The organism is Fodinicurvata sediminis DSM 21159, assembly GCF_000420625.1.
Classification (GTDB): domain Bacteria; phylum Pseudomonadota; class Alphaproteobacteria; order Kiloniellales; family DSM-21159; genus Fodinicurvata; species Fodinicurvata sediminis.
In genome coordinates, this window is sequence record NZ_ATVH01000014.1 from 528727 (window position 1) to 551509 (window position 22783).

The 22783-nt window shown below is 61.3% G+C and carries 18 protein-coding genes; 4 read left to right on the plus strand and 14 right to left on the minus strand.

Annotated features, from left to right (window positions below):
* Window positions 1-203 precede the first annotated feature (203 nt).
* The 12 genes from G502_RS0110310 to G502_RS0110365 all read right to left on the minus strand — a co-directional run bounded on the left by G502_RS0110310 (window position 204) and on the right by G502_RS0110365 (window position 15257).
* Entirely contained in the window at window positions 204-566 is a 363-nt protein-coding gene (locus G502_RS0110310) for a DUF5368 family protein (RefSeq protein ID WP_022728594.1), read from the minus strand.
* A 16-nt stretch (window positions 567-582) separates the two neighbouring features.
* On the minus strand, window positions 583-1878 hold the full coding sequence (locus G502_RS0110315) for an NAD(P)/FAD-dependent oxidoreductase (protein ID WP_026989325.1): 1296 nt from the start codon (window positions 1876-1878) through the stop codon (window positions 583-585).
* Window positions 1879-2055: 177 nt separating this feature from the next.
* Window positions 2056-2178 carry a cytochrome bd-I oxidase subunit CydX gene (cydX, locus tag G502_RS22035; protein ID WP_022728596.1) on the minus strand — a complete coding sequence of 41 codons (123 nt, stop codon included), beginning with the start codon at window positions 2176-2178 and terminating at the stop codon, window positions 2056-2058.
* Between the two features lie 21 nt (window positions 2179-2199).
* A complete protein-coding gene (gene cydB, locus G502_RS0110325) occupies window positions 2200-3354 on the minus strand; it encodes a cytochrome d ubiquinol oxidase subunit II (protein ID WP_022728597.1) in 1155 nt (384 codons plus the stop codon).
* A gap of 5 nt (window positions 3355-3359) precedes the next feature.
* Window positions 3360-4937: a cytochrome ubiquinol oxidase subunit I gene (locus G502_RS0110330; RefSeq protein ID WP_022728598.1), complete on the minus strand. Its 1578-nt coding sequence runs from the start codon at window positions 4935-4937 to the stop codon at window positions 3360-3362.
* A gap of 84 nt (window positions 4938-5021) precedes the next feature.
* Window positions 5022-6719 (minus strand): thiol reductant ABC exporter subunit CydC, encoded by a 1698-nt coding sequence (gene cydC, locus G502_RS0110335; RefSeq protein ID WP_022728599.1) that lies wholly within the window; start codon window positions 6717-6719, stop codon window positions 5022-5024.
* Entirely contained in the window at window positions 6716-8419 is a 1704-nt protein-coding gene (cydD, locus tag G502_RS19675; protein WP_022728600.1) for a thiol reductant ABC exporter subunit CydD, read from the minus strand. Before cydD ends, cydC begins: the two co-directional genes overlap by 4 nt.
* 222 nt (window positions 8420-8641) lie before the next feature.
* Complete coding sequence (gene ftsH / locus G502_RS0110345) at window positions 8642-10555, minus strand: ATP-dependent zinc metalloprotease FtsH (protein WP_026989326.1); 1914 nt, start codon at window positions 10553-10555, stop codon at window positions 8642-8644.
* Between the two features lie 28 nt (window positions 10556-10583).
* Complete coding sequence (gene arcC, locus G502_RS0110350) at window positions 10584-11498, minus strand: carbamate kinase (RefSeq protein ID WP_022728602.1); 915 nt, start codon at window positions 11496-11498, stop codon at window positions 10584-10586.
* Window positions 11499-11505: 7 nt separating this feature from the next.
* Window positions 11506-12507 (minus strand): ornithine carbamoyltransferase, encoded by a 1002-nt coding sequence (argF, locus tag G502_RS0110355; RefSeq protein WP_022728603.1) that lies wholly within the window; start codon window positions 12505-12507, stop codon window positions 11506-11508.
* A 32-nt stretch (window positions 12508-12539) separates the two neighbouring features.
* On the minus strand, window positions 12540-13769 hold the full coding sequence (locus tag G502_RS0110360; RefSeq protein ID WP_022728604.1) for an arginine deiminase: 1230 nt from the start codon (window positions 13767-13769) through the stop codon (window positions 12540-12542).
* A 21-nt stretch (window positions 13770-13790) separates the two neighbouring features.
* Window positions 13791-15257, minus strand: coding sequence for a YfcC family protein (locus G502_RS0110365; protein WP_022728605.1), 1467 nt, complete (start codon window positions 15255-15257; stop codon window positions 13791-13793).
* A 444-nt stretch (window positions 15258-15701) separates the two neighbouring features.
* Between G502_RS0110365 and ectA the strand changes: the two genes are divergently transcribed.
* The 4 genes from ectA to G502_RS19685 all read left to right on the plus strand — a co-directional run bounded on the left by ectA (window position 15702) and on the right by G502_RS19685 (window position 20165).
* Entirely contained in the window at window positions 15702-16274 is a 573-nt protein-coding gene (gene ectA / locus G502_RS19680) for a diaminobutyrate acetyltransferase (RefSeq protein WP_051152159.1), read from the plus strand.
* A 37-nt stretch (window positions 16275-16311) separates the two neighbouring features.
* Window positions 16312-17574 (plus strand): diaminobutyrate--2-oxoglutarate transaminase, encoded by a 1263-nt coding sequence (gene ectB, locus G502_RS0110375; RefSeq protein WP_022728607.1) that lies wholly within the window; start codon window positions 16312-16314, stop codon window positions 17572-17574.
* Between the two features lie 59 nt (window positions 17575-17633).
* On the plus strand, window positions 17634-19067 hold the full coding sequence (locus G502_RS0110380) for an aspartate kinase (RefSeq protein WP_022728608.1): 1434 nt from the start codon (window positions 17634-17636) through the stop codon (window positions 19065-19067).
* 258 nt (window positions 19068-19325) lie between these two features.
* The gene (locus tag G502_RS19685; RefSeq protein WP_022728609.1) at window positions 19326-20165 is read left to right on the plus strand and encodes a DDE-type integrase/transposase/recombinase; all 840 of its coding nucleotides are present in this window, start codon (window positions 19326-19328) and stop codon (window positions 20163-20165) included.
* An 11-nt stretch (window positions 20166-20176) separates the two neighbouring features.
* Here the strand turns inward: G502_RS19685 and G502_RS0110390 are convergent, their stop codons facing one another.
* Both G502_RS0110390 and G502_RS0110395 read right to left on the minus strand, forming a co-directional pair.
* Window positions 20177-22249: a recombinase family protein gene (locus G502_RS0110390; protein ID WP_022726754.1), complete on the minus strand. Its 2073-nt coding sequence runs from the start codon at window positions 22247-22249 to the stop codon at window positions 20177-20179.
* On the minus strand, window positions 22239-22436 hold the full coding sequence (locus tag G502_RS0110395) for a hypothetical protein (RefSeq protein ID WP_022726753.1): 198 nt from the start codon (window positions 22434-22436) through the stop codon (window positions 22239-22241). Before G502_RS0110395 ends, G502_RS0110390 begins: the two co-directional genes overlap by 11 nt.
* Window positions 22437-22783: the final 347 nt, after the last annotated feature.

Below are 22783 nucleotides of genomic sequence, written 5' to 3' on the forward strand. Positions count from 1 at the left end.
GGCAAAATCTGCGCGAGGTCAATTACCGCCACAGGAGTTGTTTCTTCCGATATTCTGAGTGTGATTGCGCCAACGACACGCCCCTTGGCACACTATTGTGAACACCGGCATGTGTTCTCCTTCCGGCGAACTGGTCGCAGTGCACATCTTTCGTGAAGTCGATCTGAATGGTCTGCTGGCTGCCCGGCTTCAACCGCGTGTGTCTACAGGCGGCGTCTTCTTGCCGAGAGCACGGCCACGAGCAGGAAGGCTAGGATCGCAGCGACGGCACCTGGAACAAGCGCCAGGGCGACGGCGGCGAGAATATCGACGATGGAGCCCAGCGCGCCCAGATCGGCGTGGGTCCAGGCCGGGGCCAGCAGGGTTGCAACGAAGGTTGTCACGGCTCCAAGCGCCAGGGCAATCAGGATCGGTCGGCCGAAGGGCTGGCCCTTACGGCGCAGCAAAACAAAGCCGACGATGATCCCGGCCAGAAACAGCAGTGCCAGGATGACGGCCGGCCAGAACCAGGACCCGAAACTCTCGTAAAGGATGAAGAAAAGGCTGACGGGATCGAATTCGCTCATTGTTCCATCCTTACCCTCAGGCGCGCCCGCGCAGCATGGCCAGATAGGCGCCCTTCAGCCCCTTTTCCTCGATCAGCCAGGAGACCCAGCGCTCTTCCAGAGGCTCGATGAAAGGGAAGGACTGGATCAGGTTGCCTTCGTAATCGAACTCGATCAGCATGGCCGTGCCATAGGCCGTCACCATCGGGCAGGAGGTATAGCCGTTGTAGGCCGCCACCGGCTCCTCGCCCCGTGTTTCCGCCACGAAGTTGTCGGCCACTACCGGGACCTGCCACTTCACGCTGGCCGCCGTCTTGCCGCGCGGCACGCCGGCCACATCCCCCAGGGCGAAGACATTGGGATAGCGAGGATGGCGCAGGGTTTCCCGATCTGCCTCGATCCAGCCGTCGGCCGCAAGCGGCCCTTCTTGCCATGGCAGAGGGCTGTTGCGCACAGGGTCGGGCGCGCGCATCGGCGGGACCACATGGATGAAGTCATAATCCAGGACAACCTCGCCCTCCACGGTTTCGTAGACGGCCTGCCGTCGGCCGGGTTCCAAGGCTTTCAGGACATGTCCATAATTCACCTGCACATCACGCGCGGCGAAAAGCTCCTCCACCTTGTCATTGACGGGCGGGATGGCGAAAAGGCTATCGTTGTGGGCGTTATAGACCAGTTCCACGTTGCCCCGACGCCCCTGGCGCCGCGCCTTGTCCTCGGTGATGAAGGTCATCTTCAGCGGCGCGCCGGCACACTTGATTTCCGTGGCCGAACGTCCGAAGAGGCCCGTCCCGCCACTTTCAAGGAAACGATCCATTGCTGCCGATGAAGCTGCCGCAGCCTCCGGACCGGCATAGACACTGGCGATGCCCTCCTTGCCGATCAGCGAGGTCTCCATCCCTTCGATCGCAGCATAATCCAGCTTCAGTCCGGTCGTTACGAAGAGATAATCATAGTCCAGCCGCTGACCGCCACTGGTGGTGATGCTGTTGGACTCGGGATCGAATTCGGCGACCGCCTCTTCGACCCACTCCACATCCCGCGGCATGTACTCGGCATTACTTTCAGTCACATCCCCGGGCTGCCAGAGGCCAGCCATGATCAAGGTGAAGCCCGGCTGGAAATGGTGTTCGCGCTTGGCATCAACGATCGTGATCCGCGCCTTGCCCATGCTGCGGCGCAGCCTGCTGGCAAGGGACAGGCCGGCCGCCCCGGCTCCCGCAATCACGATCTTGACCGCTGCATCCGATGTCTGCGCCACTGTTCCCGGCACCCTCAGCGACAATGCTGCGAGCGCTGATGAACTGCCCAGCAGGAAAGTTCTACGGTTCACGGCAGTCCCACCCTTTCCAAGGCCATAATTTACACTGATTCAGTGTAACTTACACTAGCCAGTAAAAAGGAGAATTGCTCTGCGCGAATTGTCACGTGTTCAAGGGCCATGGACCGTCCTGTCAGAAGGCCGCCTGCCCTGCCTTGGACAGGGCAGGCCCTTGCAAAGGACTCAAATCTATTGCGTTTCTTCCTCGGCTTTCTTCTTGGCGGCATCCTCCATCAACTCGAACCACATCGCGTTGAGGATGGCAAAGGCCGCAGCCAACGGAAGTCCCAGCAACCAGGCAAAATACCACATTCTATGCTCCTTCCTGCGGCGTCAGTAGGAATGACTGCTTTCGTCTCGTATCTCCTCCTCATCGATCTTGCCCCACAGGACCTTGTAGACCCAGCTTGTGTAGAGCGCGATCAGCGGCAGGAAGATGGCGGTCGAAACCAGCATGATGAACAGGGTCAGGTGGCTAGAGGAGGAGTCCCATACCGTCAGACTGGCGTCCGGCTGAATCGAGGACGGCAGAATGAAGGGAAACATCGACAGTCCGACCGTCGAGATGATGCCGAAAATCGACAGCTTACTGAGCAGCAGGGTTAGGACTTCACGCCCGCCACGCATTGCCAGCAGGGCGCCGAAAGCGCCCAGGAAACCGAACAGTGGAGCAAGCATCGTCCAGGGATGTTCGCCATAGTTCGCAAACCAGGCGCCTCCATCACGCACCACCTCGGACCTCAGTGGATTGGACGGGCCCGTCATCTCGGGCGCGGACACGAAGCGATAACCGTCGACGCCCAACCAAAGTGCGATTCCCCCCAACGCAAACAGCAGTATCGTCAAGATGGCCGAGATGCTGCCGAACCGCAGGGAACGCTCCGCCACCCTGCCACTGGTCTTGAGGACGAGCCAGGCGGCCCCGTGCATCACCAGCATGGCCACCGACAGCAGCCCGCAGAGCAGCGCAAAGGGATTGAGCAGCGCGAGGAAACTGCCCTCGTAGAAAATGCGCAGATCCGCATCCAGTCGGAAGGGCACACCCTGCAGAACGTTCCCGACAGCAACCCCGAAGATCAGCGCGGGCACGAAACCGCCTATGAACAGGGCCCAGTCCCAGCTGCTGCGCCAGGTCGGGTCTTCCAGTTTCGAGCGATACTTGAAACCCACCGGACGTAGTATCAGGGCGGCCAGGATGGCGAACATCGCAAGATAGAAGCCCGAGAAGGAAACTGCATAAAGCTGTGGCCAGGCGGCGAAGATCGCGCCGCCGCCCAGGATCAGCCAGACCTGGTTGCCTTCCCACACGGGACCGATGGTGTTGATGGCAACCCGCCGCTCGACATCGCTGCGCGCCACAAAGGGAAGAAGTGCACCGACACCCAGGTCGAAACCGTCGGTAACCGCGAAGCCGATCAGCAACACGCCCAGCAGCAGCCACCAGATCACGCGCAAGGTTTCGTAGTCGATCAATTCATGCAGGATCATGGCTCTTACTCCGCCGGTACAATACGGGAGGAAATCAGTTCAGCTTCAGGCGCATCGTCGGGATCCGGTCCCTTGCGAATGGCCCGGAGCATCAATCCCATCTCGATCACGATCAAAACCGTGTAGATCAGCACGAAACCGATGATCGTCATCAGCACGGTCGAAGCCCCAAGGCTGGACACCGCCGCGGCCGTCGGAAGGATGCCCTCGATAATCCAGGGCTGGCGGCCGAACTCGGCCACGATCCACCCCAGCTCGGCTGCAATCCAGGGCAGGGGAATGGCGAAAACGGCCACGCGCAGCAGGAAAGGGTACTTGTCCAGGGCCCGCCGCGCCGAGAGCACGAAGAAGGTGCCCGTCAGCAGGATGAAGAAGAAGCCCAGTCCCACCATGATCCGGAACGACCAGAAAAGCGTCGGCACGTGCGGAACGGTATCCCAGGCCGCCGCCTCGATCTGTTCCTCCGAGGCTTCCCGCGGATCATCCAGATAACGCTGCAGCAGCAGGGCATATCCCATGTTGGCGCCGTTCTCCTCAAAAGCCTGGCGCACATCCTCGGGCACGTTCTCGCTGCTGCCGGCGGCGCGGATATCCAGCAACGCCTCATAACCGCGAATGCCGCTGCGGATACGCTCCTCAGCTCCCTCGACCAGGTTCTCAATGCCCGGTATCTCGGAAGTCAACGAGCGTGTCCCGATCAGGCCCATGACCCAGGGGATCTTGACGGCGAAGTGTGTCTCGCGCGCTTCCTGGTCGGGGAAGCCGATCACGGTGAAGGCCGCCGGAGCCGGCTCGGTTTCCCACATACCTTCCATGGCCGCGAGCTTCATCTTCTGATGTTCGGTCGAGAGATAGCCGCTTTCATCGCCGAGCACGACCACCGACAGCGAGGCGGCAAGGCCGAAGGAGGCAGCCACTGTCATCGAGCGCTTGGCCAGATCGGTATGGCGCCCCTTTAGAAGGTACCAGGCCGAAACACCCAGAACGAAGACCGATGCCGTCACATAGCCTGCGGAAACGGTATGCACGAACTTCGCTTGCGCCACGGGATTGAAGAGCACATCAAAGAAGTTCGTGACTTCCATGCGCATGGTTTCCGGGTTGAAAGTCGAGCCGATCGGGTTCTGCATCCAGCCGTTGGCGATCAAAATCCACAGCGCCGAGAAGTTCGAACCCAAGGCGACGGCCCAGGTCGTGGCCAGGTGGCCGACCTTGGACAGCTTGTCCCAGCCGAAGAAGAAAAGGCCGACAAAGGTGGCTTCCAGGAAGAAGGCCATCAGACCTTCGATCGCCAGAGGTGCCCCGAATATGTCGCCGACATAATGGCTGTAATAGCTCCAGTTCATCCCGAACTGGAACTCCATGACGATTCCCGTGGCCACCCCCAGAACGAAGTTGATGCCGAACAGCACGCCCCAGAACTTGGTCATCTGCCGCCAGATCTGACGGCCGGTCATGACATAGACCGTTTCCATGATGGCCAGCAGCATGGACAGACCAAGTGTCAGCGGAACGAACAGGAAGTGATACAAGGCTGTTATCGCGAACTGCAGACGCGACAGCGAAACGATATCAAGTTCCATTTTCTACCCCTGGCCCTCTCAGGCCTCCTTCAGTTTTGCCCCGACAGGAAATTCAGTCGGAAGGGGCAAGATCGGCAAGCGGCCTCAGTCAGGTCGCAAACCACCCAGTATTGATGCAAAGGCTTCCGTACCTCGTTCCGCCGAGGCAACAATGCGGCCCGCATCCAGGACAAAGAGACGATCCGCCAGCTCGGCTTCACGCTTGATGTGCGTAGCGATCACAAGGCTTCGGCCTTCCGCACATTTTCGAATCCGACCCAGAACATCCCGCGCAATCTCGCCATCGAGGCCCTGGGTCGGCTCATCGAGCAGCCAGATGGGCGAGTCGCGAAGCAGGAGACGTGCCAGCGCCAGGCGCCGCGCCTGCCCGCCCGAAAGACCGGAACCACCTTCGCCCAGGGCTGTATCCAGCCCGTATCCGAACAACCTGTCACGCGCGTCCAACCCGGACATCGCCAGCACCTGATTCAGACAGTCGTCATTGGCATCCGGTCTGGCAAGGCGCAGATTGTCGCGCAGGCTGCCCCGAAACAGCTCGGTTCGCTGGGGCAGCAAACAGGTCTCGCGCGTTTCGACCTGTCCTTCACTTGGGCGAAGCTCACCAGCAAGGGCGCCGAGCAGGGTCGACTTCCCGGAACCGCTCGTGCCCACAAGTGCCACATGCTCTCCAGGGCTCACCTCCAGGGAAACCTGCTCGAGTACAGGCACCGAACTGCCTGGATGGCGCAACGTCACGCCCTGTAGACGAATTGCCGAACCGTCGCCGGGAGGAAGAGGCAAGGCTTCGACGCCCTGGTCGGTTTCCGACAGTTTGGGGGCCAAGCGGCGCGTGGCAAGCAAGGTCCGGCCCAGTTCCACAGCGCCGCGGCGCAATGCCGCAAAGGGCTCCATGGCCGCAAGAACCACCAGCATCCCCAGAGCCGCCACCGGCGCGGAGATGGTCCCGGCCTCCACAAGCCCGGCAACGCCGACAAGCGTACCGGCAAGGAGCACGGCCGAGACAACGCCAAGACCGGAATCAACCATCGTTTCACTTCGGTCCAGCTGGTCATCGGCCCGTGCCGCATGCTGATCGGCCCGCCGGACCTTTGCGGTTTGCGCCTCCAGCTGTCCCGTCATGACCAGCTCGGTTTGTCCCGAAAGCAGGTCCACGACACGCCCGCGCAGGCCTTCAAGTGCCTGGGCCCTGCGTTGGGCCGGCCGCAGAGAACGGCCCGCTGCCAGTGCAGGAAGCCCCAGTCCGGCAGCCAGCAACACAAGCCCAACCGCAATGCCGAGCCATGGCGCCATCAACCCAAGTGCAAGGGCCGTGGCCAGCGCCGCGATAACGGCGGCACCCGCGGGAACGAGCAGTCGAAGGTAAAGGCTGTCGAGCGCATCGATATCCGAGGTCAGGCGAAACAGTAGCTTGGCCGGATGTTTCAGAAGCAGGCGGGCCGAACCGGGGGCTGCCCAGCCGCGGAACAGGCGCGCACGCAGGGCAGCAAGAATGCGCAGGGTTGCATCGTGCGTGACCACGCGTTCGCCATAGCGCGCAAAGGTCCGGCCCAGCGCAAAGAACCGGATCCCCGCGGAGGGCGCAAAGACATCGAAGGCCAGCGCCGAGGCAATCGACAGGCCTGCGATCGCGGTCGCGGTTATGAACCAGCCCGAAAGCCCCAGGAGGGCGATACCGAAGAGAACCGTTGCCGCGGCCAGGAGGACACCCCCCACGAGTTCGAGCGGGCGCTCCTTGCGGAAGAGGAGCAATACAGCCTTGATATCCTGCACGCCTGAACTCATTCCGCAGCCTCCCTTGCGGCCAGGAGCGGCACCAAGTCTACAACACGGTCCATGCGGTTCGCCAGTTGCGGATCATGGGTTGCAACGATCATGGTCTTGCTGCCAGCAAGCGCCATCAGCTCATCTCCGATATCCGCCGCCGTGGCCGCATCCAGATGGGCGGTCGGTTCATCCGCAAGAACAAGCCCAAAGTCCGGCGCTGCCGCAGCCCGTGCCAGCGCCAGGCGCAGGGCCTCGCCACCCGACAGACCGACGCCGGCTTCCCCAAGACTTCCGGCATGACTGCGGGCCACGTCTTCCAGGCCGACGTGGCGCAAGGCCTTGTCGATCTCTGCCTCGCCCACCTCGGGACGGTCGAGGCTGACATTGCGGGCCATGGTGCCTTGAAAGATATGCGGGTGCTGCCCCACCCAGGTCATGCGACGGCGCAGCTCTTCCGCTGTTTCGTCCTCCAGGGGCAGGCCGCCGATCACGATACGGCCTCGATCGGGAGCGACAAGACCGGCAAGCAGGGCAAGCAGGGTGGATTTTCCGCTCCCGCTCGGCCCGAACAAGGCCAGGTGTTCGCCGGGCGAAACCCGAAGGTCCAGGCCTTCGAAGACCCGAACACCGGCGGCATGACTGAAATCCAGGCCTTCAATGGCGATGCCGGGCGGTTTGTCGCTCGGAGTGACCTGTTCCGAGGTCCCACTCTGGCGGGAAGCAGGAAACGCGCGTCCCTGGGTTGCCAGGGCTTCAAGGGCATCCTCTGCCGCCTGGCCCGCGGCCCTGTCGTGCCAGGTGGCGGAAAGATCCCGCAGCGGCTCGAAGAATGCTGGCGCAAGCAAAAGGATGAAGAGACCTTCCCCCAGGCTCAGTTGCGTTCCCCAGGCGCCGAAATTCAGGTGCCCCAACAGATGGAAGCCGACATAGACGGCAACCATCGCAACGCCAAGTGCCGCAAATAGTTCGAGCACGGCCGACGACAGGAAGGCTATGCGAAGCACGGACATGGTTTTCCGGCGCAGGTTCTCCGCATCGGCATGCAGCCGTTCGGCCGTTAGCTCGATCGCTCCCAAGGCACGAAGGGTGGCAAGACCGCGCAGCCGGTCCAGCAGGAAGGCATTCATGCTGCCCATCTCGTCCAGCTGTTCCCGACTGGCTGCGCGGGCACGCCAGCCGATCAGGGCCATGAACAGCGGGATCAAGGGCGCCGCCACCACCAGGATCACGGCGGCAATCCAGGAAAACGGCAGGACACAAACCAGTATTGCCAAGGGGAGAAGGACAACCCGAAAACGAACCGGGCGATAGCGGGCCAGATAGGGAACCAGCGCCTCGGCCTGTTCGCCCAGGACACTGGCCGCTGAACCGGAATCCGGACGGTTGATATCGATCGGTGAGCGCGCGGCCAGCACCGACGTTGCGCGCGCCCGCAATTCGGTCAGGCTGCGGCGTGCGTGACGAAAGGCCAGGCGACTCCCGACGGCATTGAGACCGGTCTTAAGGATGCCCAGAATCAGGACAACGAGCGCGGGGACGATGACCGCATCAACCGATCCGACAGCAGCCAGATGGTCAATGGCATAGGCTATAGCTGCTGCCTGGGGCAGCCATAGCAAAGCCGCTATTGCCTGCAGCGCAGCAGGCAGAGAGTGGCCGGCAAGGGAATCTGCAGTCCAGCGTTCTTCTGCGTGCGTCCCTGTGATGTCGGCTGTCATTGAGCAGCTTCCGGCGGGTAAGGTGTCATGGATTTCGGTGGTTCTCTGCTACCTTAATACAGGGGAGATAAGGGACCTTCGGCACGATTCCCACGCTGCAATTTGTCACGCCTTGAAGGTCGGCACATAAACGAATCTGGGAACATAAGTATTGATAAGGCTCCCAATCAGTCTGTAAGCGGTTCCACCTCACTTGTGCTGTCGCTGTGATGTCAAGCCTGCTCAAGGATTGGAGCGGTCCGCTTCAAGAGCTTTCGTCGAGGACTTGGCAAAGCCTGAAGTGACTTCCTTGGGTCCCAGGCAGGCTGCAACGGCACTGCGATCCAGGGTTTCTTGCGTCTCGAGTTCCGTGATCAGACGCTCCACCTTCGAACGGTGGCCCTGAAGGATTTCGACGGCCAATGCCTCGGCTTCCGTCAAGATCTTCTGGACTGCCTTGTCCGCGATTGCAGCCGTGGCCTCCGAGAAGCTGCGAGGCTGTGCCATTTCGCGGCCCAGGAAGGGATGCTCATCGCTTTCACGAACGTCGACTGGGCCCAACTCTTCTGACATGCCCCAGCGTCCCACCATGGCACGGGCAAGACGGGAGGCCATGCGGATATCTTCGTCCGCCCCTGAACTGAGGCTTTCCAGGAAAACCTTCTCGGACGCTCGTCCGGCCAGCATCACGGCCAGGCGCTCCTTCAGGTAGTCCTCCGGAAGGGTATGCCGCTCTACTTCTGGCAACTGATGGGTCAGGCCCAGGGCCCGCCCCCGCGGAATGATCGTCACCTTGTGGATGGGGTCGGCATGCGGAAGGTAATAGGCAACCGCCGTGTGGCCGGATTCATGGACGGCAAGCCGGTGGCGTTCCTCGGGATGTATGGCGAGCGTTCGCAGCGCGCCCATCATGATGCGATCGCGCATTTCGTCGAAGTGACGCGCATTCACTTCCTTGCGATTCTCGCGGGCAGCCGCCATGGCGGCTTCGTTGACCAGGTTCTTCAGGTCGGCTCCGGAAAATCCCGGTGTTCCGGCTGCCACCTGCTCCAGATCTACGTCATCGGCCAAGGGCACCCTGCTGCAATGCACTTCCAGGATCGCGACCCGCGCCTTCTGATCGGGCAACTCAAGGGTGATATGACGGTCAAAGCGGCCAGGACGCAGCAATGCGGGGTCCAGCACATCCGGCCGGTTGGTCGCCGCCAGCACCACCACGGCTTCGTGCCCCTCGAAACCGTCCATTTCGGCGAGAATCTGGTTGAGCGTCTGTTCCCGCTCATCATTGCCACCGCCCAACCCTGTGCCACGTACACGACCGACACTGTCCAGTTCATCGATGAAGATGATGCTGGGGGCATGCTTCTTGGCCTCTTCAAACAGGTTTCGCACCCGTGAGGCCCCAACCCCCACGAACATCTCGATGAATTCAGAGGCGGAGGTGTGGAAGAAAGGAACTTGCGCTTCGCCTGCCAGTGCCCGCGCCAACAGCGTCTTCCCCGTACCGGGTGGACCTTCGAGCAGCACCCCGTGCGGCACCTCGGCCCCAAGCCGTTGGTAACGCTCTGGGTTGCGCAAAAACTGCAGCAACTCCGAGACTTCGGCCTTCGCGTTGTCCTGCCCGGCCACATTGGCAAAGCGCACCTTGGGGGCAGTCGCCGGCTCCACCTTGCGGGTGCGCCCTTTCAGGAATCCGCCGGGACCATCCTTGCCCATGCCGCCAGGCAAACCGCCCGACATGCGCCGGATCACGAAGACATACCAGAAGCCGAGGATCAGCACCCACGGCAGCAACGCCAATAGCCAATTCGGGATGGGACTGCCTCGCTCTGCGGAAACCTCGACCCCCTGTTCATCCAGCAGGGCCATGAGATTTGGATCCTCGATGGCGGGGATACGTGTCCGGAAAGCACGTGCCATGCCACCGGACGGTATTTCCTGTGGGCTCCGGAAGTCCCCTGTGATCGCTTCCTGACCGATGACGACCGACTCAACATCCCCGGACTCCACGTGAAACCTGAAACTCGAATAAGACAGGTCGATGGGGGCTGGTTCGCTGTCGGTTTGGAAATAAAGACTCAAGCTGGCCAGGACAACCAGACCCATCACGAACCAGACCATGAGGCTGGCAGGCGGCTTTTTCTGTTGATCACTCATGGGCCCATCCATCCATATTCATCAAGCCTCAGCCTTCCACAGAAACCACAGTCCCGGCACGTTGCTCGAGTATAGCAAGAGCATCGCTCAAGCGGCCAATGCCTGCGAAGCCAGTACCGGCGCGGCTGAAGGCGATAGCTGCCTCCACCTTGGGCCCTATGGAACCCTCCGGCAGCTCCAGAGCTTGCGCCTCCTTGATTGAAAGATGGTGGATTGCCTCTGCGTTATCGCTTCCGAAATCACGGTACACTGCATCCACGTCCGTCAGCATCAGAAGGGCATCGGCCTTCAGCCGCTCAGCCAGCAGTGCGCTGGCCGCATCCTTGTCGATCACGGCCTCGATGCCGATCATGGCGCCGTCAGCCCTTTCGATTACGGGAATGCCGCCGCCGCCCGTGCAGATGATCACCACGCCCTGGTCCAGCAGCAGCTGCAATACGCGCAGGTCGGGGATGTCCTTGGGTTTCGGAGAGGGCACAACACGCCGCCAGTGCTTGCCGTCGCGCGCAATGTCCCAATCCCGCTTGTCGGCAAGCTGCTTGGCCTCCTCTTCGCTATAGACGGGCCCCACGAATTTCGTTGGTTTCTTGAAGGCCGGGTCTGCCGGATCGACCAGAACCTGGGTCAAGAGGGTGGCGACCGGACGGTCATGTCCCAGCCGGTTCTCGAGCTCTTGTTCGATCAGATAGCCGATCATGCCCTCCGTCTCGGCCCCCAGCACATCCAGCGGATAGAGCTCATCCGGCTTGTAGGCCGCCCCCTGCAGAGCGAGCAGCCCAACCTGCGGACCATTGCCGTGCGTGACGACCAGTGCATGCCCCGCACGCACGAGTTCCGCCAGTGATTGCGCGGCCACCTGCACGTTCCGGCGCTGATTATCCGCTGTAAGCGGCTCCCCCCGTTTCAAGAGGGCATTACCGCCAAGCGCTGCAACGACCAGCATAGCGTCTTCAACTCCCAAGTGTTGCGACAAGGACCGCCTTGATCGTGTGCAGCCTGTTCTCGGCCTGTTCGAAGACGATCGAAGCTGGACTTTCGAAGACCTCTTCCGTCACCTCCATGGCCTCGATCCCGAAGGTCTCGGCGATCTCCGCTCCCACGCCTGTCTCCGTATTATGAAAAGCAGGCAGGCAGTGCATGAACTTCACGCGCGGATTGCCGCTCTTTTTCATGACTTCGGAATTGACCTGATAGGGGGTGAGAAGCTTGATGCGCTCCGCCCACTTCTCCTTCGCCTCGCCCATCGAGACCCAGACATCGGTGTAAATGAAATCGACACCGTCGACCGCCTTGTCCAGGTCGTCTGTCACCGTAACCCGTGCCTCGGTCTTCGCTGCAATGGCCCGGGCCTCTTCCTCGATTCCCTTGTGCGGCCAGCAGCTTTTCGGGCCGCACAGTCTTATATCCATGCCCATCTTTGCCGCACCGATCAGCAAGCTGTCACCCATGTTGTTGGCGACATCGCCCAGGAATGCAAAGGCCACCTGGCGCAAAGGTTTCTCGGAATGCTCCTGCATGGTCAGGAAATCGGCCAGGATCTGGGTTGGATGGAATTCGTCGGTCAGGCCGTTATAGACCGGAACCCCCGCGTACTGGGCCAACTCCTCGACAACCTTCTGCCCGAACCCCCTGTACTCGATCGCATCATAGACGCGGCCAAGAACGCGGGCCGTGTCCTTCACCGTTTCCTTGCGTCCCAGATGGGTGCCGGAGGGCCCCAGATAGGTGACCAGGGCGCCCTGGTCATGCGCGGCAACCTCAAAACCGACCCGCGTGCGGGTAGAGTCCTTCTCGAAAATCAGCGCAATCTCCTTGCCGCGGAGTTGCGGAACCTCGGTCCCCGCATATTTCGCGGCCTTGAGATCCGTCGACAGTTTCAGGAGGAAAGCGATTTCCTGCGGTGTGAAATCCCGCAGGGTCAGAAAGTGACGGTTCTTGAGGTTGAAGGCCATGGCTTTGCTCCCTCCAGGTAATACAGGCCAGGTTATGCAGGATCGCGTATGGTCGGACAGCTCATGCAGCGCCCACCACCACGTCCGCGTCCAAGCTCGGCACCGGGGACCTCCAGCACCTCGATCCCCTCGGCACGCAGGGCCGCATTGGTGTCGTCGTTGCGATCATAGCCGACGACAACGCCGGGACGCAGGGACAGGACATTATTGCCGTCATTCCACTGCTCGCGCTCGCGTTCGAAGGGATCATTGCCACCTGTCGGGATCACCTTCAGGCTCTTGTAGCCCATCGCCTCGCCCACGACCTCGAACATGGGGCGCTTGTCATGGCGAATGGACAGCGGCGCACCGCCTTCGCCCGGCCGCAGGTCGAAACAGGTCATTTCGTCGGCCACCTCCTTGAAGCTCGTCACGACATCGCCGCCGCAAAAGGTGAACACCGTATCCAGGTGCATGGCGGCGCGGGATTTCGGTATCTGGCAGGCCAGAACACGATCGGCCGCCTCACGGGCGAACAGTGCTTCGGCCAGCAGGCCAACGCCCTGGGGTGATGTGCGCTCGCCCATTCCGATCAGGACCAGGCCATTGCCCACGGGCATGACATCCCCACCCTCCAGAGTGGCCAGGGCATGATCCCTTTCGGGGTCGCCCCAGAGGACATCGACCTTGCCGGCGAATTTCGGGTGGAAGCGATAGATTGCCGCCGTCAGTAGGGTTTCGTGGCGTCGCGCCTGCCAGTACATGGGATTGAGTGTCACCCCACCGTAGATCCAGGCAGAGTTGTCCCGGGTGAAGAGGAAGTTCGGCAGGGGTGGCAGAATGAAGCCATGATGGCCGAGATAGCTTCCGAACATGCCCGTGGGATGAAACGGCAGGTCTGCCACGGAAAGGCCGCCGATCAGGTATTCGGCCAGAGCGGCGCCTGAAAGATCGGCCAGCCAGGCGCGCAACTCATCCAGCATCCCGACACCAACGAAATTCGATGTTATGCGATGGTCCAGGACCATCTTGCGGGCCTCGGGAATGTCCAGGGTCTCACCCAGCAGACTGTTCACATCCAGGACTTCGATACCTTCCCGGCGCATGATATCGGCGAAGACATCATGATCTTTCTGGGCCTGCTTGACCCAGAAGACATCATCGAACAGCAACGCTTCGCAGTTCGAGGGCGTCAATCGCCGGTGCGCCAAACCCGGACGACAGATGATCACCTGCCGCAGCCGCCCGGTTTCGGAATGAACGCCTAGGGGGGACTGGGACATGGTCGCGCTTTCTCCCGAAATTTATATCACTGTGCCGAGACTGAGCACGACGGCGATGAAGACAAGCAGGATCAAGAGGAGCGGCCAGATGAAGGCGATCCATCGGTCATAGGGCACACGGCCAATGGCCAGGCCGCCAACCACGACAGCAAATGTGGGATTGATCAGATTCACCAGACCGTTCGCCGACTGGTAGGCCGTCACCACCAGATCGCGCCCCACGCCGGAAAAATCGGCCAGCGGTGCCAGGATTGGCATCGACAGGACGGCCAGGCCGGACGATGAGGGAACAAAGAAGCTCATCCCCAGTTCGATGGCAAACATGGTGTTGATGAAGACCACACTGGAAAGGTCGGACAGGGCCTGGGCCGAGGCATGGAGAATCGTGTCGGCAATGCGCCCCTGTTCCATGATCACGACGATGCCGCGCGCCAGCCCGATAATCAGGGCCACTCCAAGAAGCTCGCGCGCACCGTCTATGAACGATCCCGTCAGCTTCTTCTCGCCGAGCCTGGCGATCAATCCCACCAGAATGGCGGAGCCAAGGAACAGCGCCCCCATCCGCGCCATCCACCAGCCCTGAGAGGAAACGCCCCAGATCATCACGGCAAAGGTCGCGGCAAAGATCACCAGGATCACCTTCTGCGTGCCGCTGAGACTGTTGATCGTCATCTTGTCAGCCTCTGCCCCCAGAAAGACCTGCTCGTGTGCGGGCCACTGCCTGGCAACCACGGAGCGGCTTCGATCCGCCTTGACCCGGGCGGCATAGCGCATGACATAGGCAATGCAGATTGCCAGACCGCCCAACAGGATGACGAAGCGCAGGATGATCCCCTCGGTAAAGGGAATACCTGCGGCATTGGACGCTATGATCGTCGCGAAGGGATTGATCGTGGATCCGAGCACCCCGATCCCGGCGCCGACCAGGATGATGGCCACCCCTGTCACGGCATCGAAACCGGCGCGCAACACGACCGGCAAAAGTATGATGTAGAAGGCTAGCGTCTCCTCGGCCATGCCATAGGTCGTCCCGCCAGCTGCGAAGAGGCACATGAGGATGGGTATCATCCAGACCTCCCGCCCCTTCATGGCCAGCATGGCCAATCGAATTCCGGTATCAATGGAACCCGTGGCATTCACGACCCCCAGGAATCCCCCCAGCATCAGCACGAAAAGCGCCACGTCGATGGCGTTGGCGACATAGCTGTCGGGATCGTAGAATCCGCCGATCGGCGCAAGCAGGACATCGAAGGGCCCCTGCGGATTCGGCTCCACTTCGCTGTAGGTGTCGGCCACGGCAACTTCACGACCGACCTCCTCGTTCATCGCCCGCTCGTACTCGCCTGCGGGGATGATCCAGGTCAGCGCCGCCACCAGGACGATCAGCAGGAACAGGATCGTATAGGCTGTCGGAAAGCGCGAGGCCAATTCTTGGGATTTATCTTCAGGGGGTGTCTGGCCTGGCGTATCCGGCTTTTGGTCGCTCATCGGGAGTCTCCTTGAATGCCAAGCAGCCGACCAAGTCTATCCGAAGCGCCGAAAGCCAAAGCCGCCTGTGAAAATAAACGCATCGCAGGCACACGGCATTAAAATACAGAATATCACTGTATAGAATGCGGCATTTCGTAGCAACCAGAAATTGACATTCCCAGGAGTGTCTTCGCCTTAATAGTTCTTTGGTCATTCGTCGAAATTATTGAACTTCGCTTTCACAATGTAGGGGATAGGAAGGATATGATTATCAATGCACCGGTATCTTCTCCGAACGCCTGACATCCGGATTTCCTCGATAGCACCCCCCACGATGGTCACATCCGACCTGCCCGGCTCTGCGCGCCAATGCCACACCCCGGCGATGACGCACGACGTGCGGTGCCGGACGTAGTAGGCTGTCCCCGAAGCAGGATAGATGCTTTGGGCAAGGACAAAATCATGGCTGAGAGTAACGGAACGAAAGACCAGGCCAGCGACGGGCTGACGCTTCGGGCGGCAACATCGGAAGACGGCTCTGATGTGTGGCAGTTGATCCGCGAGAGCGGGCCGCTTGACGAGAATTCGATGTACTGCAACACACTGCAATGCGACCATTTCGGTGAAACCTGCGTGATCGCTGAACTTGAGGGCCAGATCGTGGGCTGGGTTTCAGCCTTCATCCTGCCCAACGCCCCCGACACGCTGTTCATCTGGCAGGTAGCCGTCGATTCCAAGGCCCGCGGCATGGGGGTGGCGCGGCGCATGCTGGAACATCTGCTGGCGCGTGATGTTTGCGCCGACATCAAGCGGCTACAGACAACGATCACCGCCGACAACGAGGCGAGCTGGGCGCTGTTCAACTCCTTCGCCGACCATATGGACGCCACGCTTGAGCGCGAACCTCACTACAAGCGCGACACACATTTCGAGGGCCGCCACGCCACTGAATACATGGTCACGATCAGCGAGATCGAAGCCAGCGAAGCCCGTAAAACCGCCACGGAGGATGGCAAGGCCAAGGTCGCCCCTTGATCTGACACATGAGTCCACAGCCTTCAGGAGGCCCAGAATGAACCTTGCCAAGACCGACATTTTCGAGCGCCGCGAATCCATCGTGCGCAGCTATTGCCGCAGCTTTCCGGTTGTCTTCACCAGCGCGCAGAATGCCACCCTGCGCGACACCGAAGGTCGCGAATACATCGACTTTCTTGCCGGCTGCTCGGTGCTCAACTACGGCCACAACGACCCCGACATGAAGGCCGCACTGATCGACCACATAACGGCGGATGGCATCGCCCACGGGCTCGACATGTATACCAGCATGAAGGCCGAGTTCCTGGAGGATTTCGAACGGCTGATCCTCAAACCGCGGGATATGGACCACAAGGTCATGATGACCGGCCCGACCGGCACCAATGCCGTGGAGGCGGCGCTGAAGCTCGCGCGCAAGGTGACCGGTCGCAGGAACGTCGTTGCCTTCACCAACAGCTTTCATGGCATGACGCTGGGCGCACTTGCCGCGACCGGCAACGCCGGCAAGCGCGAGAGCAGCGGCGGCGTTTCATTGAACGATGTCACGCACCTGCCCTTCGAGGGATCGCTGGGCGAAGCCGTGGACACACTTGAAATCCTGGAGACTTTGCTCGGCAATCCCTCCTCGGGAATCGACGCCCCGGCGGCCTTCATTGTCGAGACGGTCCAGGGCGAGGGCGGCCTGAACGCCTGCTCGGCCGCGTGGCTGCAGGGGGTCGAACGGCTAGCGCGCGCGCATGGCGCGCTGCTGATCGTTGATGACATCCAGGCCGGCTGCGGACGCACCGGTTCCTACTTCTCGTTCGAGAAGATGGGCATCACGCCCGACTTGATCACCCAGGCCAAGTCGCTCTCGGGCTTCGGGCTCCCCTTCGCGGCGCTGCTTATCAAGCCCGAGCAAGACATCTGGAAGCCGGCCGAGCACAACGGCACCTTCCGCGGCAACACCCACGCCTTCGTCACCGGGCGCGTCGCGCTCGAGAAGTTCTGGTCCGACGACAGCTTCGCATCCGAGGTGCGGCGCAAAGGCGAAATTCTGGAACAGGGACTGGATGTAATCGCGGCAAAACTACCAGGCGCGTACACCAAGGGCCGTGGCATGATGCGCGGCATCGACGTGGGGTCGGGCGAACGTGCCGACAGCATCTGCGCGGCCTGCTTCGAACGCGGCCTGATCATCGAGACCTCGGGCGCGTATGGCGAGGTGGTCAAGGTTCTGGCCCCATTGACCATACCGACCGAGCAACTCGAGGCCGGGCTTGGCATTCTGGACGCGGCGGCGGTGTCCGTGCGCGGCTGATTCCCTATCCCCACCCCTCCCCGCAGGGCGGTCCTGCCGAAGCGAGAAGGAGTCCGAATATGGGCGCACACACGATCGAGAAGATCGGCGGCACGACAATGAGCCGCTCGGACGAGTTGATCGAGACACTCTTCACTCGCGGCCGCGAAGGCGAGTCCTTGTATCAGCGCGTTTTCGTGGTCTCGGCCTACGGCGGCATCACCGACCTGCTTCTGGAGAACAAGAAGACCGGTGCACCGGGTGTCTATGGGCAGTTCGCGTCCGAGGACAGCAGCATGGGCTGGAGCGACGCCCTCGACCGGGTCTTCGACGCAATGAGCGAAGTAAATGGCCGGTTGCTGGCGCACCCCGGCGACCAAGGCTCGGCCGACAAATTCGTTCGCGAGCGGATCGAAGGTGCGCGCACCTGCCTGTTGGATCTGCAGCGACTCTGCTCCTATGGCCATTTCCGTCTCGACCAGCAAATGATGACGATCCGCGAGTTGCTCTCAGGGTTGGGTGAGGCCCATTCGGCCTTCGTCACGGTGCTGCTTCTGGCCCGGCACGGTATCGACGCACGCCTGATCGACCTGACCGGCTGGCGCGACGAAAGCCAGCCAACGCTGGCCACGCGGCTCGACGACGCCTTCAACGATGTCGATCTGGCGCGCGAAATGCCCATCGTGACCGGCTATGCTCAGTGCAGCGAGGGCCTGATGAAGGAGTTCGACCGCGGTTACTCTGAAGTCACATTCGCCCATCTGGCCGCGCGCACCGGCGCCCGCGAGGCCGTGATCCACAAGGAGTTCCACCTCTCCAGTGCCGATCCCAGGCTGGTGGGTGAGGATCGGGTCATCAAGATCGGCCACACCAACTACGACATGGCCGACCAGCTCTCTAACCTTGGCATGGAGGCGATCCATCCCGCGGCGGCCAAGATCCTGCGGCAGGCCGAAATCCCGTTGCGGGTCGCCAGCGCCTTCGATCCTGGCGATTCTGGCACATTGATCTATTCCGACACCAGCGGCGCACCGCGGGTCGAGATGGTCACCGGGCTGCCGCTGGTCGCACTGCAGGTGTTCGAGCAGGACATGGTGGGCGTCAAGGGCTATGACGCCGCGATCCTCAAGGCGTTGACACGCCACGATGTCTGGATCGTTTCCAAGACCTCGAACGCCAACACGATCACCCACTACGTCATCGGCCCACTCAAGGCGATGCAGGCGGTGGAGAAGGAGATTCTCACCGCCTATCCGGCCGCCGTTATACAGGTGCGCAAAGTCGCCCTGGTCAGCGCAGTGGGCAGCAACATGGCCGGATTGCAGGTCGCGCGTCACGGCCTGAACGCCCTGGCCGAGGCCGGGATCGACCCGATCGCGATACAGGACACCGGCCGGCATGTGGACGTGCAGTTCATCGTCGGCACCGGCGAGATGACCGAGGCGGTCAAGGCCCTGCATGCCGCATTGGTCGAAAGCGATGCGGCCGGCGCGCAAGAGCACCGCGTTGCCTGAGCGGCTATCAGAGGTCGATTGCCGTCTACGATACGGCCCGCGGACCAACGCCTCGATTTTTTGGCAGGAACAGAAGCCGGAACAAAGGCACCGGCTCGTAACAGCTAAACAAGCTGATTGAGAGTCGCGTTAGGTATATTAACTTATTGATTCTAATGAGCTTACCGACACATAGCTGACAGTTTATTCCGGGCACATGGTTTACACAACTGGGCATTTTGGGAGGCTCCCAAAATGCCCTGGAAAGAGTGTAAGCCAATGGACGAACGTCTTCGTTTTGTGGCCCGCCTTCTGGAAGGTGAGAAAATGGCCTCACTGTGCCGGGAGTTCGGGATTTCCCGTGTCACTGGTTACAAGATTTTCAATCGCTACAGGGAATGCGGTGTCGATGCCTTGTTTGACCGCAGCCGACGCCCTTACCGGCAAGCCAACCGGCTGCCTTATCAGGTCGAGAGCTGCATCCTCGGCATCAAGCACGAACACGCCTCCTGGGGCGCGCCCAAGGTCCGCGACAAGCTGATCCGGCTCTATCCCATGATCAAGCCGCCGGCGATCTCGACCGTGCATGCGGTGCTCGACCGCCACGGCCTGGTGCAGCGCCGCAAGCGCCGCCGCTACAAGGCCGAGGGCACCCTGTTGCAGGCGGCCAACGCGCCAAATGGACTGTGGTGTGCTGATTACAAGGGCGAGTTCCGGCTGGGCAACAAGCAATACTGCTATCCCCTGACCATCACCGACTATCGCTCCCGCTACCTCCTGGCCTGCGAAGGCCTCTCCTCCACACGGGCAGAGCTTGCCTTCACTGTCTTCGAGCGCACCTTCAAGGAATTCGGCCTGCCAAGCGCCATCCGCACCGACAACGGCGGGCCCTTTGCCAGTGGTAACGCCCTCTTCGGGCTCTCCAGGCTCTCGGTCTGGTGGCTCAGACTGGGCATCGCCCTCGAGCGCATCAAGCCCAGCCATCCGCAGCAGAATGGGCGGCATGAACGCATGCACCTTACCCTCAAGAAAGAGGCCACAAAGCCGGCCTCCTTCAACTTCCTGCAGCAGCAGGAGCGCTTCGAGCGCTTCATCCAGGTTTACAATCCTGTTTCATAACACCCATCTCTCTATGTTTTTGCAGGGAATAGGGTTTGCTGATCGGGATGCGATCCCGTGGGGTACTTTGGGTTCTTCCGGGCCCGGCAAACGATCTGCTGGGCTTGCGGTTTTCCAAGTTCCGATCGGTTGAAGATCCATGGACCATCCGGCAAGGGGTGGACCCCCTTTATCTCGCCGGCTTCGGCGGCAAGTCTGAGGGTCTTCGGTGCAACGCCGAGCAGGCGCGCCGCCTTGTTCAGGTTTAGCCATGGATCGTTCCCGTCCGGCGCCGACCGGAAAACCGGGATTTTGTGATGGGACCTGTGTGCCGTGACCCGCTCGCGTGTCCAGCGATTTCCGTGCCCGGTCACCAGGCCGTTGCGGTTGAGAATGCCGGCGATCAGATCGTCGCCGGCGATCAGCACCAGCTGCCGGATGGCTGCGATAATGTCGTCGGCGGTGCTGTTGCGCTGTCCACGGCGCCGCTTCGGCAGGCGCAGTTCTGTATGGGCGCCGCCAACCCAATGGATCAACAGGACGATCTCGGAGGCTTCATCGTCGATGTCGGCGACCACCTCCTGAATGACGCTGCGCACGATGCGCTTCTTGAGCCTGGCATCCGTCGTCGGTGCCGACCAGACAGTCCAGAGGTTTGTAGCCAGTGCCGTGATATCCGTTGCCAATACGGGTGATGGTCCTGGCGTGGCGTTGTCGTGTGCGGCGATCTTGCCCTCGATCTCGCCTACATGCGCGAGGGCACGGTTCCATCGCATCTCCAGTTCTGCCGCAACCAACCGGTTCTCGGGATCGGCCGCGTCATATTGCCGGAAAGCCCGCTCGGCGGCGTAGCGGGCAGCCTCCAGATCGCGGCTGAGGGAATCCCGGACCTGATCGCGGCGACTGACTGCCTGTGTTTCGGCCTCGGCAGCGGCAGCTACCGCGCCAGGCTCGACGACACACAGGAGTGCTTGCTCAATCGCATCATCGACGCGCAGCCCACCGAAAGCGATGCAGCGCGGTTCGCCATTGTCGAGCAGCCCCCGCCAGCAGGAATAGCGCGGGATGTTGTGCTTGGTACCCGTGTAACGCACCGTGAGCTTACGGCCACAGCGCCGGCAACGAACAAGCCCGGCGAGCAGCGCGTCGCCATGCTTGGGCGCTCCATGATGTCGGCTTGTGGATACATTGTCGCTCACCATCTTTCGGATTGTCTCTGCCCTTTCCCAGCTGACATAACCTTCATGGGCATCCGGGATCAGTGCCAGCCATTCTTCGCGCGCCTTGCGTCGAACACCTGTGTGAGCGGGTGACGGACCAAACCCCGGTGCAGTACGAGTTTTACCATAGGCATAAGCGCCACCGTAGATCGGATTCCCGATCATCCGATGGATGGTTGCGTAGCTCGGCCTGCGCCAGATCACCTCGCCATTATTGCGTTTTGCTGGCAGATCCAGTCCATGTTCGAGGAACCACATCAAGGCCTGCCGGGCGCTGCCGAATTCAGCAACCTTGTCGAACACCAGGATGATCGCCTCCTGCACGCGGCGGTCGGGATCCTTCTCGAGCCGGTCCCCGACCTTCACAAAGCCGACTGGGGCTGCAACGACAAGTTCACCCCGGCGGGCCTTCTCGTAGCGGGCCGAGAGCGAACGCTGGCGTAGTAGATCGAGTTCATATTCGTTGAGGCTTCCCTTGAGCCCCAGCAGCAATCGGTCATTGCCCTGACGTGGCGCGTAAACCGTCTCCTGGTCGATCAGCACAGTGTCGACGACGCGGCACATCTCGATGAGCTGCTGCCAGTCGCGGCTGTTACGGGCAAAGCGCGATACCTCGCGCGCTGCCACCGCCCCGATCTTGCCGAGGCAGACTTCGGCGACCATTCGGTCAAAGCCCGCGCGTGCGACGCCGGCGGCGGCAGAACGGCCGAGATCGTCATCGATCGTCTCGATGCGAGACCAGCCGAGTGCCGTCAGGCGGTCGCGCATGGCATATTGCAGTGTGCCGCTCTCGCGATTGTGCAGCACCTGATGGGCGGACGACTGCCGTACATACAAGATCGCCTTGCGCTCCAGATGGTGCGTCATAATCTTCTCATGCATCATGACGCGTTTCCTCCTGTCCGGGAGTGCGCTCGCCGTCGATGTGAGCGAGGATCAGGCTCACCATAAGCGTCGTCACTGACCGCCGTGTCTCCGCCGGCAGCGCCTGCCATTGCGGTGTCGCCACCATCTTGGCATCGTTCGGCTTTGAGAACAGGTCGAACTGGTCTTTCGTGGATGGGCGCGGCATGGATATCTCCCCGATTCGCCTCGTGAGAGTTCAATATTGCGCCCATCTCCTGCATTTGTGATGTGGTACTCGTGTCCCGAAGCAGGACCGCCAAGGCGCCAAGCGCAGCAAACTCGACATACGGTGCAGCCGTGATCTGCCAGCGCGCGCTGGAAACTCGATCAAACATCCACGCAGGAACTTCCAACCACCGATCGGATGCCCGGCCCGAAAGACTGCAGCGGAAGACCGTTGCATCATTCTTATCGATCACTTTATGAATATGGACTTGATGGCCCGCCCAGGGATGCCAAGGGTAAAGAAGCTCGCGTTGGGTGGTCCTGTGGGCGTTCGGTTGCCGAGTTGTA

Excerpts from the sequence above, each read along its gene's own strand:
- G502_RS0110310 (WP_022728594.1), bottom strand. The coding sequence starts at position 566 with ATGAGCGAATTCGATCCCGTCAGCCTTTTCTTCATCCTTTACGAGAGT.
- cydX (WP_022728596.1), bottom strand. The coding sequence starts at position 2,178 with ATGTGGTATTTTGCCTGGTTGCTGGGACTTCCGTTGGCTGCGGCCTTT.
- cydB (WP_022728597.1), bottom strand. The coding sequence starts at position 3,354 with ATGATCCTGCATGAATTGATCGACTACGAAACCTTGCGCGTGATCTGG.
- G502_RS0110330 (WP_022728598.1), bottom strand. The coding sequence starts at position 4,937 with ATGGAACTTGATATCGTTTCGCTGTCGCGTCTGCAGTTCGCGATAACA.
- cydC (WP_022728599.1), bottom strand. The coding sequence starts at position 6,719 with ATGAGTTCAGGCGTGCAGGATATCAAGGCTGTATTGCTCCTCTTCCGC.
- cydD (WP_022728600.1), bottom strand. The coding sequence starts at position 8,419 with ATGACAGCCGACATCACAGGGACGCACGCAGAAGAACGCTGGACTGCA.
- ftsH (WP_026989326.1), bottom strand. The coding sequence starts at position 10,555 with ATGAGTGATCAACAGAAAAAGCCGCCTGCCAGCCTCATGGTCTGGTTC.
- arcC (WP_022728602.1), bottom strand. The coding sequence starts at position 11,498 with ATGCTGGTCGTTGCAGCGCTTGGCGGTAATGCCCTCTTGAAACGGGGG.
- argF (WP_022728603.1), bottom strand. The coding sequence starts at position 12,507 with ATGGCCTTCAACCTCAAGAACCGTCACTTTCTGACCCTGCGGGATTTC.
- G502_RS0110360 (WP_022728604.1), bottom strand. The coding sequence starts at position 13,769 with ATGTCCCAGTCCCCCCTAGGCGTTCATTCCGAAACCGGGCGGCTGCGG.
- G502_RS0110365 (WP_022728605.1), bottom strand. The coding sequence starts at position 15,257 with ATGAGCGACCAAAAGCCGGATACGCCAGGCCAGACACCCCCTGAAGAT.
- ectA (WP_051152159.1), top strand. The coding sequence starts at position 15,702 with ATGGCTGAGAGTAACGGAACGAAAGACCAGGCCAGCGACGGGCTGACG.
- ectB (WP_022728607.1), top strand. The coding sequence starts at position 16,312 with ATGAACCTTGCCAAGACCGACATTTTCGAGCGCCGCGAATCCATCGTG.
- G502_RS0110380 (WP_022728608.1), top strand. The coding sequence starts at position 17,634 with ATGGGCGCACACACGATCGAGAAGATCGGCGGCACGACAATGAGCCGC.
- G502_RS19685 (WP_022728609.1), top strand. The coding sequence starts at position 19,326 with ATGGACGAACGTCTTCGTTTTGTGGCCCGCCTTCTGGAAGGTGAGAAA.
- G502_RS0110390 (WP_022726754.1), bottom strand. The coding sequence starts at position 22,249 with ATGATGCATGAGAAGATTATGACGCACCATCTGGAGCGCAAGGCGATC.
- G502_RS0110395 (WP_022726753.1), bottom strand. The coding sequence starts at position 22,436 with ATGCCGCGCCCATCCACGAAAGACCAGTTCGACCTGTTCTCAAAGCCG.